Annotated in this window: 11 protein-coding genes; 6 read left to right on the forward strand and 5 right to left on the reverse strand. The window is 45.3% G+C overall.

The features are described 5' to 3' along the window. Positions 1-40 precede the first annotated feature (40 nt). Positions 41-2,047, reverse strand: coding sequence for a methyl-accepting chemotaxis protein (locus MADE_RS11155; RefSeq protein WP_012519095.1), 2,007 nt, complete (start codon positions 2,045-2,047; stop codon positions 41-43). Positions 2,048-2,362: 315 nt separating this feature from the next. Here MADE_RS11155 and fur point away from each other — a divergent pair, with 315 nt between their 5' ends. Continuing rightward, the gene (gene fur, locus MADE_RS11160; RefSeq protein WP_012519096.1) at positions 2,363-2,791 is read left to right on the forward strand and encodes a ferric iron uptake transcriptional regulator; all 429 of its coding nucleotides are present in this window, start codon (positions 2,363-2,365) and stop codon (positions 2,789-2,791) included. 55 nt (positions 2,792-2,846) lie between these two features. On the opposite strand, the gene MADE_RS11165 is transcribed toward fur, so the two are convergent. Genes MADE_RS11165 through MADE_RS11180 form a run of 4 tightly spaced genes read right to left on the reverse strand, consistent with a single transcriptional unit; the run spans position 2,847 to position 6,175 of the window. Beyond that, positions 2,847-3,713, reverse strand: a complete 867-nt coding sequence (locus tag MADE_RS11165) for a D-amino acid aminotransferase (protein ID WP_012519097.1) — start codon at positions 3,711-3,713, stop codon at positions 2,847-2,849. After that, positions 3,710-4,657 carry a 5-oxoprolinase subunit C family protein gene (locus MADE_RS11170; RefSeq protein ID WP_012519098.1) on the reverse strand — a complete coding sequence of 316 codons (948 nt, stop codon included), beginning with the start codon at positions 4,655-4,657 and terminating at the stop codon, positions 3,710-3,712. Before MADE_RS11170 ends, MADE_RS11165 begins: the two co-directional genes overlap by 4 nt. Next, a complete protein-coding gene (gene pxpB / locus MADE_RS11175) occupies positions 4,647-5,381 on the reverse strand; it encodes a 5-oxoprolinase subunit PxpB (protein ID WP_012519099.1) in 735 nt (244 codons plus the stop codon). Before pxpB ends, MADE_RS11170 begins: the two co-directional genes overlap by 11 nt. 56 nt (positions 5,382-5,437) lie before the next feature. Then, a complete protein-coding gene (locus tag MADE_RS11180; protein ID WP_012519100.1) occupies positions 5,438-6,175 on the reverse strand; it encodes a 5-oxoprolinase subunit PxpA in 738 nt (245 codons plus the stop codon). Positions 6,176-6,240: 65 nt separating this feature from the next. Between MADE_RS11180 and MADE_RS11185 the strand changes: the two genes are divergently transcribed. From MADE_RS11185 to MADE_RS11205, 5 genes are all read left to right on the forward strand, one after another. Further along, complete coding sequence (locus tag MADE_RS11185; protein WP_012519101.1) at positions 6,241-7,125, forward strand: CvfB family protein; 885 nt, start codon at positions 6,241-6,243, stop codon at positions 7,123-7,125. 73 nt (positions 7,126-7,198) lie between these two features. Continuing rightward, positions 7,199-7,591 carry an OsmC family protein gene (locus tag MADE_RS11190; protein WP_012519102.1) on the forward strand — a complete coding sequence of 131 codons (393 nt, stop codon included), beginning with the start codon at positions 7,199-7,201 and terminating at the stop codon, positions 7,589-7,591. A 213-nt stretch (positions 7,592-7,804) separates the two neighbouring features. Beyond that, entirely contained in the window at positions 7,805-8,935 is a 1,131-nt protein-coding gene (locus MADE_RS11195; RefSeq protein WP_012519103.1) for an efflux RND transporter periplasmic adaptor subunit, read from the forward strand. Between the two features lie 24 nt (positions 8,936-8,959). Next, the gene (locus MADE_RS11200; RefSeq protein WP_012519104.1) at positions 8,960-12,328 is read left to right on the forward strand and encodes an efflux RND transporter permease subunit; all 3,369 of its coding nucleotides are present in this window, start codon (positions 8,960-8,962) and stop codon (positions 12,326-12,328) included. Next, positions 12,325-15,405 (forward strand): efflux RND transporter permease subunit, encoded by a 3,081-nt coding sequence (locus tag MADE_RS11205; RefSeq protein WP_012519105.1) that lies wholly within the window; start codon positions 12,325-12,327, stop codon positions 15,403-15,405. The genes MADE_RS11200 and MADE_RS11205 overlap by 4 nt, the downstream gene beginning before the upstream one ends. Positions 15,406-15,428 lie beyond the last annotated feature (23 nt).

Consider the following 15,428-nt stretch of genomic DNA (forward strand, 5'->3'; position numbering starts at 1 on the left):
TAAGACAGCCTCGGCTTTGAAAACCCTGTAGCCCGGCTTGCTATAAGTGAAACCGTTCTACCGCCTTTCTCAAACTTTCTGTTTGGGCATCTAGCATCATGGTTGATTCATTAGACTGCCTAGTGCTTTGCGCACTTGAATCGGCAAGCGCTACAATGCGGTTCAAGCTATTAGCCACTTCGCCGAGCAGTACATCCTGTTGCTCAGTATCGGCTACAATATGCTCATTTATGTCACTTAAACGCTCAATAATTTCACGAATACTTTCTACTTGCTGTGAAACCTGTTGCGTTATTTGCACACCCTCTTGCGCTTGCTCACGCCCAGCATTTATAGCTTTGACAGCCTCAGCCGCATCTTTTTGCAAGTTTCCAATCATTTGCTCAATCTCTTCGGTAGAGTCGTGCGTGCGGTTTGCTAAGGTGCGTACTTCATCTGCGACTACCGCAAAGCCCCTCCCCTGCTCACCGGCCCGCGCTGCTTCTATCGCTGCATTTAATGCCAACAAGTTGGTTTGCTCTGCGATGGTTTTAATCACATCCAAAATGCTACCAATACTTCGCGAGTTATCATCTAATCGCCCGATAATTTGTGCTGACGATTCCGCTTGTTCAGCTTGATTTCCTACTTGCTGACGGTTTCTCTCAACTAATTGCCCGATGTCTGTACTTTGATGAGTAATATCCCGTAGCGCCTCCATGGCGTCATTAATTTGAGCCAAATTACTTCGGCTTTTATCTTGGACATTTTTCGTATTGGTTGAGGTCACAGTGACTTGCTCGCGCTGCTTATCTACTTCCGACAAGCTCTTGTTACCAAGCTCTACGCTTTCTTTCGTAATTTCAATTAACCGCTTCTCTTGCTCTAAAATATTGCCAACAAGCTCCCTTAAGCTTTCTGTTAAGCTATTTACCTTTGCAGATAGCGCTGAAAATTCGTCATTGCCCTCTTGCGGCAGTGTGGTGCTCAAATCCCCTTTGCTAAGCTGACTTAACCCCTTGTTGATCCGACCAAGTGGTTTCGAAATGCTTCGGGTTACAATAACGGCTAAGAAAATAGCCGCGGTTAACCCCAGCGCCGCCACAATAATGTTTCGAACTAAATTTGCCTGGACTGACTCAAGAATTGCGTTTTGCCCTTCAAGCGACTGAGTCTGCACCGAATCAAACAAGGTGTTAATGTCTGTTAATGCTGTTTGTAATGCTTCTTTCGCACGCTTTTGTGCCTGCGTCGCTTTTTCAACCTCTGCGAGCTTTTGCAGCTGCAGAGCAATAAGGCCATTTGCCCCCTTCACCGCATCGATAAGTAAATTATATTGTTCGTTGAACGCATCAATTGTACCGCCATCATCAATACCTGTGGCAAGCCGGTTCACGTAGTCTTTATCTACTTGAAGGTTACTTAACTGATATTCTAAATCTTCAATAATATTGGCGCTTTGCTCTGCGTTATGTGTCTCGGCTAACTCAATGAATGAATCGTTCATTGTGAGAAGTTTATTGTCGATAGCGGTACCCGCTCCGATGAGTGTTTCAATACTGGGGTCGCTGCTTTCTAGGTAAGAGAGATCCAGCATTAATGCACTGGCCTCATCGGCTGTCATTAGTACTTTTTCCAGTTGACCAGCAAGGGCTTTTTCAATGTTCATTCGCTCGTTGATGGCGTCATACATTTGGTTACTACTACTTACGTAGGCCAAGCTTACTTCCACCGCATTCGTCGCTACCGCATTTTTCGGCATAAGTGATTTTAGGCGCGAGAGATCATCGGAAAACGCCGATGATAAAGTATCAAATGTCGATTTATTCGCTGATAGCTCAGCAATATCTTCAACGTGATAACCGTTAGCTGTTATTACAGATAGCGACAAGATTTCGGTTTTAACCTTGACCATGCTGGTTTGCACCGGCATTTTCTGCTCTACAACATCCAGCGCAGAATCCTTAATGCCGCTAAGACCGAAATAGGAAAGAATACTAGTGAGTAAAAGTAAGCAGCCGAATAGACCAAAGCCAAGCGTAATTTTATTTATAATTGTTAACTGCATGGGCACTTCCATTAAAACTACATGCCAAAAAACAAAAGGTTTATTACTACCTCTTTAAGTTTAGTTTAACAGGGCGTTAATTCAATGCATTAAAACTTTTATTTATTTTACTTATTTAGCTGAATTATCTTGCACTTACATTCTGGTCAGGCCAGATGAGTTAAGGGGTGCAACGCATGCCCTAAATTTCAATTCAAAGGCCAATGGGTAATTTTTCAGCGAGAAAACAAAGTTTCCACAGTTTTACTTTTAAATTGTTTCAACTTACCTATAATAACCCCCAAATACTTATTCACTCGTTCTTAGTAGGTTGTAATGGATCAAAATAAAGAATTGAAAAAAGCAGGGCTTAAAGTCACTCTGCCTCGCCTTAAAATTTTACAAATTCTGCAAGAGCCAGAAAACCAACACATCAGTGCTGAGGACGTATACAAAATTCTTATCGAACATGGCGAAGAGATTGGACTAGCAACCGTTTATCGTGTTTTAAACCAGTTCGATGACGCAGGTATTCTTAACCGCCATCACTTCGAAGGTGGGAAGTCTGTATTTGAAATTAGTCACAAAGATCACCACGACCATTTAGTATGCCTTAAGTGCGGTAAAGTAATTGAGTTCGAAGATGAAATTATCGAAGAACGCCAAGAGATGATTGCTAAAAAGCACAAGATGAAACTTACCCATCACAGCCTTTATCTATATGGTGAATGTACAGACGGCAACTGTGACAACATGCCTGAGTAGACATTATAGCTACTGTGCTAAAGCCCGCATTATTAAGCGGGCTTTTTTGTAGGTATTAAGCGTTAAACTTATAGGCATGGTATGCTTTGATCGCCTGCTCCCAGACGTCGCCCACTTCCCCAGTTCCAATAGCTTTTCCATCAACCTCTATTACCGGCGCGACTTCTTTACTCGACGAAGTAAGCCACACTTCATCGGCCTCAAGAAGCGCTTCTTTGCTAAACCAAGCCTCGGTTACAATTAAGCCAGCTTGTTTGAATGCTTCAATAGCGATAGCTCGCGTAATACCGGGCAGTAACTCGTGATTTAACGGCGGTGTGGTAATGCTGCCATCTTTCACCATAAATACATTGCACGAACTAGCTTCTGTTATCATGCCTTCATTATTGAACAAAATAGTTTCATTTACCCCTGCATCAACCCCAGCTTGAAAGTGCATAACGTTGCCTAGTAAAGAGGTAGACTTGATGTGGCAGCGTTGCCAACGTTTATCTTGTTGCAATGCCACTTTAAACGGTTTCACGTCAGCTTTCGCTAAAGGTTGCGGCGGGGCTATTTCAAAGGCAAAACCAAATACGGTAGGCGGTATGTCTTTTGGATAAGCATGGAAGCGCTTTGAGTCTGTCCCGCGGCTTACATGAAAATAAATGCCTATATTGCCACTGTCTATAAACGATGCATTTTTCTCTACTAAATTAGATAAAATTTCATGCCACTGGCTTGCCGTATAAGGGTTTGTGATTGCAATAGCTTCAAGGCCTTGAGCCATTCTTGAGGTGTGCCCTGTAAAACCTACCGGGTGTCCAGCGTAGGTGGGGATAACTTCGTAAATACCATCACCGAAAAGAAACCCTCTATCCATTGGAGAAATTTTTGCCTCATCAAGAGGCATATACTCGCCGTTTAAAAACGCAATTGTCACAATATTTCTCCTTCTAAGCGCCGGCGCCGACTTGTCATCAAAAGCCAATCAGCCCGCGCTTCTTCTTCGTTCTGAAACGTAAAATTAACTTTTTCGCCAGGCACCGCTTGTGCCAAGCGACTGATATCACAGGGGCTAACACAACCCAGCTTAGGGTATCCGCCGAGCGTTTGCCGATCGCACATCATAACAATAGGTTGACCATCGCCCGGCACTTGAATCGCCCCCAGATGTATAGCTTCTGAGCGCATCCGCACCATATCTGATGCGACGCTTTCGCCTGTCAGTCTAAACCCCATACGATCTATCGATGTAGACACTGTATAAGTGCTCGTTTCAAAGGCGCGCACAGCAACCCGACTGAAACTTGAATACTGATAGCCTGGCACAACCCGAATAGACTCAACAAACCCGTAATCCTCTCGATACTGCTGGGGTAATACTCTTAGCTCTGGCTTCTCTTTCGGCTTAGTATTCGCGCTTATTTTAAAACAATCCCCTTTAACCAAGGCACTGCCTTTGCCGTCTAGACCACCTAGTTTCTCACGTACAACAGTGCACGCGCTGCCCACCACTTTCGGTACTTGCCAGTTCCCACATATCGCCAGGTAGGTTTTGCTTCCTAACAACTTACTGCCAAAACGGATATGTGAGCCAGCCTCAACAGCATAGGTTTGGTAAACTTCTGCCGACTCTCCGTTTATTAAAAGCGAAGGCTCTCGGCCCGTCACTGCAATGACACAGTCTTGGTCAACCTGCAATTCCATTTCGCCAATCGCTTCGATACAAGGCGTACCGTCTAAATTAAAGGCTAAAAAATTAGCCCAATGATAAGCTTGGCTATCCATGGGTCCAGACTCACAAAAACCGTCCCGCTGCCGCCCTACTCTGCCGCTATCAACAATAAGGCTGAACATTCCTTTGTCGAGTACTTCAACTTTCATAGTGCGACCTGTATTCCTGCTCTGTAATGGATACAAATTTAACGATATCACCTGCTTTTAACCGAGACTCGCTATGCTCTTCACTGTGCAAAAGCATGTCAAACGACGTGATCCCTAATAAATTCCAGCCACCCGGCGATTCGCTAGGGTAAACCGCGGTTTGCCTGTCTGCGATAGCTACTGCGCCCTTAGGCACGCGCTTACGCGGTGTACCTAACCGAGCACAGTTCATTGCTTCGGGAATGTCTCCCATGTAGGCAAACCCTGGCGCGAAGCCCACCGCGTACACCTTGTAAGTTACGCTCGTGTGCAGTTCAATAATCTCATCGATAGAAAGCGACGTCTTCTTACTCACCACGCTTAAGTCACTCGCATGTGGCGCGCCGTACCAAACGGGTATTTCGATCACGGCGCTTGTACCCTCTACAGAGTTAACTGAATTAGCCCCCTTGCTTTGCGCGAACTCGCTTGTGTCTGAAAGCGCATGTAGCGCTTGATATACACCATGGCTATCAATGAGGGCCATATCGAAAACGACAAGCAGGCTATCGTAGGAAGGCACGCATTCTTTTAACCACGACCACTGATTGCGTTGCGCATCTATGGCTGCGAGCATGTGGTGACACGCATTATTTGCCTCATCTAGGTTTACGCCGTCAAAATACACGATTATGGCATCGGCGCCAGCCGTTACTAATCGCTTGATACGACCGAAAGCTTGCATCTACTGTCCTTGATACTGTTATTATTCTTAATAAATGTGTTTTTTATGGGGCAAGTTTATAGAAAACTTCTGATCCTTTGCGCAATACTTACAGCACCTTGCGTGTCACCATGAACACATAGTGAGTCGGCTTCGACGGTTAACGTTTTTCCAGAAGCGGTAGTCACCGTGCCTGATTCAATTAGCTGCTCTGCTTGCATTAGCGCGTCGTCTTCGTCTAATACAGCACCTTCGATACCGCGAGATTGAAGCAACCCCTCATCGGTGTAGCGCCTGTCAGAAAATGCTTCAAAATACAGGGGCAATTCCCACCCTTTTGCCTCTTCTTTAAGCGCGGCATTTTGTGCAGTGGCTTGGACCATTAAGGTTAATGGCGCACCAGTCGATGACGCATTAATTTCAGCAATGCTCTGCATAACTGTACGCCTTACTTCTGCGTTTTTCATCATATCATTGTATAGCGCACCGTGAGGTTTAACATAAGTAACGTTCACGCCATAAAGTGCAGCCATGCCTGATAACGCGCTAACCTGATACTGTAGCATTGCATTAAGTTCATCGGATGCTATGGCCATGCTTCGCCGGCCAAAGCCCTGTAAATCTGGATACGCTGGGTGAGCGCCTACTGCTACCCCGTGTGTTTTTGCAAGAAATAGTGCCTGTTTCATCACTAGCGGATCGCCAGCGTGAAAACCGCACGCAATGTTTGCTTGGTCAATTTCCGCCATAATGGCTGATTCCACCGGCATAGACCACGCGCCAAAACTCTCACCTAAATCGCAATTTAACTTCATAATGGTTTTGCTCTTACCTTCATTCCAGTATCATGTTACCTGTTCTTTTTAAAAAGTCAGTGCTGATGATAAATATTGGAAAAATTAATACACTACGCGTGGTAGCCCAATACCCTTTTGGCTACGCGTTAGCGCCACTTGTCGAAAAAACCGATGATGGTGACGGCGTAATAGAAATTGATGATGCTGATGAACAGCAAACCGTCACTCTCGCTATCGATGAAGTAAAGGCATCGCTTGCTGAAGACCAAGAGGTTGAGGTATTTGTTGCTACTGATCAGCGCGGCGACCTCTATGCAACCATGAAGAAGCCGCTTATTCAAGTTGGCGAAACAAAAGTGCTAAAAGCGGTATCAGCGACCAACTTTGGGGCGTTCTTCGAGTGGGGTTTAGATAATGACTTACTTGTCCCTAACGACTACCAAGCGCAGCCGGTTAACCCCGGTATGTATTATGTGGTTCACACGTTTTTCGATGACAAGACCCAACGCATTTTAGGTGCAACTAAACTTCACTATTTCTTAAAAGAAGGCAGTGCCTATTTAAGTGAAGGCGATACGGTTGAGTGCTTAGTATACGCTAAGACCGATTTAGGCTTTAAAGTGGTAATTAATGAAAAAAGCCTAGGGCTTATTTTCCATAGCGATGCCTTTAAGCCGCTTAAAGTAGGGCAAGCCACTGAAGGTGTTATCAAAACCATTCGTGAAGATGGCAAGGTTGATGTCGCGCTGCAGCGTGTTGATAAAGGCGGCCGCGACGCCCTTCAACAAGCAATACTCGATGATCTAGAAGCTCACGGCGGCATTTCAACGTTAACCGATAAAAGTGCGCCGGATGCCATCTATTCACATTTCAATGTGAGTAAAGCGGCCTACAAAAAGGCACTGGGCGCCCTGTACAAGCAAAAGAAAATAACGCTTAGCCCTGACGCTGTTCGCCTTATCAAATAATCGCAATGTTTACTGCTGCACTTTTCCTTAAGTGCAGCCACCTTTTTTAATCATTAAAACGCTAGGACATAAAATGAAAGCACGTGTTTCTTGGGATAAAGACCTGACATTTACCGGTACAACTGACAGCGGCTATAAAACCGTAATGGATGGAAGCGGTAATGCTGTATCGCCTATGGAATCAGTACTTTTGGCTGTGGGTGCATGTTCAAGTATTGACGTGGTAGATATCCTTAAGAAAGGCCGTTATTCTATTGAAGCGTGTAATTGTGAAATGGAAGCTGAGCGTGCTGAGGAACCCCCTCGCGTGTTTACAAAAATTCACGCCCATTACACAGTGTCAGGCGAAGGTATTAGCGAAAAAGCACTCGCTCGCGCTGTTCAACTTTCCGCTGAAAAATATTGTTCAGTAATGCTTATGCTGACGGGTAATGTAGACATCACCACCAGCTATACTTTGGTTTAATAAACTATAGTGCAATACACCGCTTATTAGCGGTTCTGGCTAAGCATTAGTATAAAAAGCTAACCCTATCGGTTAGCTTTTTTCGTTTGTGCGTCTCAAATCATGCTACCCTGTTGAAATTATTGAAATTTAACATTGTGTAACATCATTGGCATGCTAGATGCTGTATACGGTCATTATTATATAACGACATTAACGTTAAGGTTATTGACCATGGAAACAGCAACGCGCAGCACCGCTTTATTATCGCTTAATTCACTTTCTCACTTCGCCCCTTCTTCATTTAAACGCCTATTAGGCTGCAGTATTGTTGTGTTGTCTTTAGCGACAACCGCATGCTCTGACGCCGACGCCATAGACGCGAATGCAGAGTCTGCAACGGTTGAAGAGACGGTTTTTGCCATACCCGTTGAAACGCAAACGATTATTACAGGGGATATCACCTCTACCTACGACACAACAGCGATACTAGAGGCGCGAGAAGAAGCGTTTGTGGTCGCCCGGGCCTCTGGCATTATTGAAGAGATATTTGTTGAAGAAGGCGACTATGTCGAAAAAGGGCAAGTACTTGCACAACTCGACAAACGCCGCTACGAATTAAACCTCTCCAAAGCACAGGCCGATTTAAAGGGTATTGAAAGCGAGCTTGAAAAGGTCAATAAAGTTTATTCTCAAAAGCTGATAAGCGATGACACCTACGACAAGCTTACCTCGCAGTTTGAGTCGGCAAAGGCCTCAGTTCGTTTGGCTGAACTAGACTTAAAAGAAGCAACGATTACGGCACCTATCGATGGATATATTGCAGAAAGAAACGCCAAGGTAGGTAACTTAACTGAGTCTTTCCAACGGGAAAGGATGTTTCATATCGTTCAGCAGCGAAACCTTCAAGGCATTGTGTACTTACCCGAAAATGAGCTACCTAACGTGGTGATTGGGCAAGGTGCGACGCTGACTATTGCTGCATTAAGCGATAGAAGCATTAGTGCAAACGTGGAGCGAATAAGCCCCGTAATTGATGCCACCACAGGTACATTTAAAGTCACCCTTAAAGTGCCCAACCAAGATAACATGCTTAAAGCAGGCATGTTTACCGATGTATCTCTTGAATATGCTACTCATGCTAACGCTACACTGCTTCCTCGTAGAGCCCTTGTCACTATCGACAACAATCACAGCGTATTCGTTGTAGATAACGGCAAAGTGAAAAAAGTAGATATTTCTACCGGCTTTGAAAATAACGAGATGATTGAAGTGATAAATGGCCTAACTGGAAGCGAAGAAGTGGTCACTGCGGGTCACCAAAATTTAAAAGACAGCGCCCCTGTTGAAGTTGTAAACAGCTAATTCGGCCAATCAAGGATTTAGACTATGCGTATCGTAGATATAGCCGTAAAACGCCCTGTTGCCGTAAGTATGTTCATCTTCGCGGTATTGTTATTTGGTATGGTGTCGTTAGGCAGACTATCGGTGAACTTGCTGCCAGACTTGTCTTACCCCACCCTTACTATTCGAACCGACTATGACGGCGCAGCGCCTGGTGAAGTAGAACAGCTAGTATCCAAACCAATAGAGGAAGCCATTGGCGTAGTTAAAGGTGTGCGTAAAGTAACCTCTACTTCGCGAGCGGGTCAATCTGATGTGGTGCTGTCTTTTGCTTGGGGGACCGACATGGATTTCGCAAGCTTAGAGGTGCGAGAAAAGCTTGATGTATTGCAGCTTCCCCTCGATATAGAAAAGCCACGACTGCTTCGCTTCAACCCAAGTTTAGACCCCGTTATTAAACTGGGGCTTACCGCACAAAGTGACGCATCAAGTTTGAGCATAGCGCAAATGAAGCGCCTTCGGTTGTATGGCGAACAACAAGTAAAGCGTTCTTTAGAGTCAGTCGAGGGGGTTGCTGCCGTTCGGGTTGGCGGTGGTTTAGAAAATGAAATTCACATTCTTATTGACCAGCGAAAAGCCAGTCAACTCTCTATTCCTATTACCCGAATTACAGAGCGAGTAAGGGCTGAAAATATTAATGCGGCGGGAGGCAGAATTGATAACGCCGCACAGGCATTTTTAGTAAGAACCCTTAATCAGTTCGAAACACTAAACGACATAGAAAACCTATTTATAGGTCGTTTTGAAGGTAGAAACATTCAGCTTAAAGATGTAGCAACAGTAGAAAATGCGTATAAAGACCGAGATGTAGTAACGCGCTTCAACGGTAGCGAGGGGATCGAAATTGCCATCTATAAAGAGGGTGATGCTAATGCGGTAAACGTCGCGCAGAAAGTGGCGAAGCGTTTAAGTGAAGTGAACGACAATTTGCCCGCTAATTATATGCTTAGTGAAATTTACGACCAAAGCGTATTTATAAAGCAAGCCATAGACAATGTTAAATCGGCTGCTGTTATGGGCGGTGTACTTGCCATGTTAGTCCTGTACCTATTCTTGAAAGACTTTTGGGCAACGATCATTATTTCCGTGTCTATTCCGGTATCAGTCATTGCTACCTTCAATTTGATGTATGCCAATGACATCAGTTTGAATATGATGAGTTTGGGCGGTATTGCCCTTGCCGTAGGACTGCTTGTCGACAACAGTATTGTGGTGCTTGAAAACATTGATCGTCATAAAAAGCTAAAAGCGTCAGCAAGCGATGAAGCGGTAGCGGGTGAAGGCGTTGCATCGGCCGCTAGCGACTCTGCTGCTAGCGAGGGCACAAAGGAAGTCTCTGGAGCTATTATTGCCTCTACCCTTACCACCATGGCGGTGTTTGTACCGCTTATTTTTGTTGAGGGCATTGCAGGGCAACTGTTTAAAGACCAAGCCCTAACCGTGTCATTCGCCTTGGCCGCATCGTTAGTGGTAGCGCTAACCCTTATACCTGCCATGGCGCATAAACGGAAGAAGCAGCAGCTTGATCATGAAGACGTATTTACTACGCCACCTGCTGTGCGCCCTACTTCGACATTGGGCAAAATGATGTACTGGGTTACGTTACCAATTCGCTGGGTATTTAAACTGGTCTTTGTATTTTTACCTGCAGCTTTAGTTACGCTAGTAATAGGTGGATGGCATATCACGAGTAGGGTTTTAGGCGCAGCGTTTAAACCCCTAATTTGGGCGTTCAATAAAGGCTTTGACCTACTTGCCTCAGCGTATGAAAAACTACTTAGCATCAGCCTTCGCGCAAGAACCGCGGTGCTTTCTATTGCTTTCGTACTGGCTGCTGGTGCCGTTGTACTTGTACCTAAACTTGGTATGGAGCTTATACCCACCTTATCTCAAGGAGAATTTTCAGTAGAAGTTACGCTACCTGCAGGTTCGCCCCTCGCCCGCACCGATGCGATTATTAACGAGCTTGCCAATGTGGCATCTGCGAGTGAATCGAACGTGCTGCGCACCTATGCTATGTCGGGAACAGGCAGCCTAATAAGTGCTGCACCTAATCAAGGGGGTGATCATTGGGGCCGTTTAAACATTGTTATGCAGCCCATTGCAACCCCACAAGATATGGCTGATGTTAAAAATGCGCTACGAGATAGCTTAGCGTTTAAACCTGAGGTTCAGGCCACGTTTTCAGAACCCGAACTGTTTAGCTTTGCCTCGCCTATTCAAATTGAAATTGCAGGGTACGATCTCAAGCAATTACAACAATATGGCGACGCTATTGCCACGAAACTTGCCAGCTACGGCAACTTTACCGATGTGACTACCAGCATTCGCGATGGAAACCCTGAACTTAAAATTGCGTTTCACCATGCTAAACTCGCTCGCTTGGGGCTTGACGCAGCAGGTGTTTCGCAGCTTATTGCAGCAAAAGTAGGCGGCCGTATTGCCACACAGTACAGTGTTGAAGATAGAAAAGTTGATGTACTGGTTCGAACGCAGGAAAACCAGCGAGATGATATAGCCAGCATAAGGGCGATAGTAGTAAATCCGGGCTCGGTACAGCCTATATCGCTTAGCGCCGTGGCAGATGTGTATATGAGCGTAGGCCCTAGTGAAATAACGCGTGTGGGCCAGCAGCGTGTAGCGCTGGTTTCAGCAAACTTAGCCAAAGGGAAACTCGATGAAGCCGTTGCCATCGCCAATACAGTTATTGACGGCACGCAGCTTCCCCTATCGTTAAGCGCCTCGGTAACCGGTCAGAGCGAAGACATGCAAAGTAGCTTTCGCTCGCTACAGTTTGCGCTAGCGCTTGCGGTATTTATGGTTTATCTGGTTATGGCGTCGCAATTTGAATCATTACTTCACCCTTTGCTAATCCTTTTTGCTGTGCCTTTAGCCGGCGCAGGCTCGGTTTATGGTTTGTGGCTAACCAATACACCACTTAACGTAGTTGTGTTTATTGGTTTGATCATGCTTTGTGGCATTGTAGTGAATAACGCCATAGTGTTGGTAGACCGCATCAATCAGCTACGTCGCCAGGGGTTAGAAAAAAACGTGGCTATTATGCAAGCCGCAAAAACCCGTTTGCGCCCTATTGTAATGACAACCTTAACCACGGTATTAGGTTTACTTCCAATGGCATTCGGCCTAGGCGAAGGAGCAGAGATTCGTACGCCGATGGCCATAACCGTTATTTATGGACTGCTGTTTGCAAGCTTACTAACCCTTATATTATTGCCTGTGCTTTATAGCTTATTCGATGTTAAGAAAACCCTTGTTAAAAAAGACCCGGTAAAAACTAACGCGAGTTTAAGCTACAGCGACGAAGACAGGTTGTCAAAAGGGGGTGTGCTATGAGTACGCCTTCTAAGATTGCTGGTGTAGGCGCATCACTGGCGCGCTTTGCACTCAATAAGCCTGTGACGATAGGCATGCTGTTTTTGTCTATGCTGCTTTTTGGCATTGTTTCTGGACGTCTATTACCGCTGGAAAAGTTTCCTGGCATAGATATTCCAGAAATGGTGGTGCAAATTCCTTATCCCGATGCTACACCGGTTGAAATTGAAACCATGATCACCCGGCCCGTAGAGGAAGCCGTTGCCACGATGTCGGGGATAAAGCGTCTACGCGCTCGTTCATACGACAACATGGCAGAAATCATTGTAGAGTTCGATTGGGACGAAAACCTCAAAGCAAAAAGCATCGAGGCACGCGAAAAAATAGATGCCATTCGCCACGAGCTTCCCGACGATATTGAGCGAATTATGGTGTACAAATTCAACACCAACGACATGCCTATTTTTCAGCTTCGCGTGTCTAGCGACAGAGACCTATCCAATGCGTACGACTTACTTGAAAGAAATTTAAAACGGCCCTTAGAGCGCGTACCCGGCGTGTCAAAAGTAGAGCTATACGGCACCATGAAGCGGCAAATTACCATTCGCTTAGATCCTAAGAAAATGGCGGCATATCAAATTGATGGCACCCGTTTAGAACAACAACTTCAAAACGCAAACTTTTCGCTGACTGCAGGCTACATGTACAACAACGGTGAAAAAATATTGGTAAACCCGACTGGCGAATTTAGTGACGTTAACGATTTTAAAAACATGTGGGTTACCCGCAGCGTTCGCTTATCTGATATTGCCAGCGTGACTTACGAGTTGCCGCAGCGCAACGAAGGACGTCATTTAGATCGCACCTTTGCTGTAGGTTTTAACGTCTTTCGCGAATCAGGCAGTAATTTAGTAGAAGTGTCCGATGCGGTAATGAAGGTTATCGATAAAGCGAAAGAAGACCCAGAATTCACTGGCATTAGTCTGTTTGTTATGGATGATACTGCCAAAAGCGTCACTTCATCGTTAAGTGATCTTTTAAACGCAGGCCTTTTAGGCGCTTTGCTGTCGGTTATTGTGCTGTATTTATTCTTACGGCAACTCACCACAACGTTAATTGTCGTGCTTTCTGTGCCCTTTTCTATTTGTATCACCCTTGGGGTTATGTACCTCTTAGGCTATACGCTAAACATTTTATCGCTAATGGGGCTACTGCTGGCAGTAGGTATGCTGGTTGATAACGCAGTGGTTATTACTGAGAGCATTTTTCAAGAGCGCCAACAAGAAGGCAATGTTAAACGGGCCACGCAGATTGGTGTGAACAAAGTAAGCCTTGCCGTTATCGCAGGAACGGCAACCACTGCCATTGTGTTTTTGCCAAATATTATTGGCGTAAAAATAGACGTGACAATCTTCTTAGAGCACGTAGCAGTGGCCATTTGTATCTCTTTATTTGCGTCACTATTTATTGCAAAGACGCTTATCCCGTTACTGACTACCAAAGTTAAGATACCTGTCGTAAAAACTGCCCTAACACCTGCTTACATTACGCGATATGGACGGGCGCTAAAGTGGATGCTCAAACACCAAGGAGCAACCTGTGTTATCGCCTTAGCGATCCTGGCGTCTACCTTTGTTCCCATGCAAGTAGTCACCTCCGATGATGAGGGGAATAACAACCAAGAGCGCATATGGCTAAACTATCATGTCACACAAAACTTCACGCTTGAGGAAGTTGAAAAGACCGTTGATAAAATGGAAGCTTACCTATATGAAAACCAAGCGCGTTTTCACATCAAGCAAGTATATACCTACTTCACACCTGGTCACGCAGTAAGTGGTATTACGCTTAACGATGAACTCCCCGTCAGCGTTGCGAGCATTAAAGAAGATATTCGCGAAAATATGCCTTCTTTCGTACGTGCTCGTCCGTCTTTCCAGTGGGATAGCGGCAATGGGGGTGGCATACGAGTAACCTTGTTAGGTGAGTCTTCAGAAACACTGCTTAGCATTTCGAAGCAAATTATCCCTATCCTTGCCGCTGTTGATGGGCTAGAAGATGTTAAAGCGGATACGGGATCTACACGCGACGAAGTGCAAATTCGTATAGACCGAGAAAAAGCGAACCGCTTTGGTATTCAAGTTAACGACGTTGCAAAATTAGTATCGACAGCCTTACGCGGTAGCAACTTGCGTACATTTCGCTACGGTGACGCTGGAGAAGTAGCAGTACAGTTAAAGTTTGGCAGCGATATTCAGGCGTCGTTAAGCGCGCTTAAAAATATCAATATTGGGTTTACACAGGGGCAGTCAGTAACCTTAAATATGATTGCAGATTTTTCTGTTGTACCACAGTTATCACAAATTAATCGCAATTATCGCCAAACTGCACTAGCGATTGGCGCTAATTTAGAAGGTGAAACCACAACCGAGCAAGCCCGAGAGCGCATAGAGCAAGCGCTAGCGAATATTGAACTGCCTACGGGCTATAAATGGACGTTAGACGGAAGCTTTTCTCGCCAAGATGAAGCAAACGCGGTTATGCAAATGAACATGCTGTTAGCCCTGTGTATGATATACGTGGTTATGGCTGCCCTGTTCGAGTCGCTAATTCTTCCTACGTCAGTGATCACTTCCCTGCTTTTTTCGTTCACAGGCGTGTTCTGGGCGTTTATGGTAACAGGCACGTCTATGTCTATTATGGGAATGATCGGCATGCTCATTCTCATGGGTATTGTGGTGAACAACGGCATAGTGCTAGTAGACAGAATCAATCAACTCATAGGTGAGGGTTTGTCGCTGTATGACGCCGTCATTGAAGGCTGTATGACCCGAGTCCGTCCCATATTAATGACGGTTGCTACAACAGTGCTGGGTTTAATTCCTCTGGCGCTAGGCAGTACGCGAATTGGGGGAGACGGCCCGCCTTATTCTCCAATGGCCATTGCCATCATAGGTGGGTTAGTGTTTTCAACATTAACCAGTTTATTCTTAGTACCCCTGGCTTATGTGCTGCTACTTAAGCTTAGGTTCAAAACTCAACGCCTATTCAAAACCAGTAAGGCACGGGTGGCCGCATGGGGGCGAATAGCTAATTAACGTTAAAAAGCGGGTCTAGTTTT

Origin of the sequence: Alteromonas mediterranea DE (assembly GCF_000020585.3) — a bacterium.
In the GTDB taxonomy this organism is placed as follows: Bacteria; Pseudomonadota; Gammaproteobacteria; order Enterobacterales; family Alteromonadaceae; genus Alteromonas; species Alteromonas mediterranea.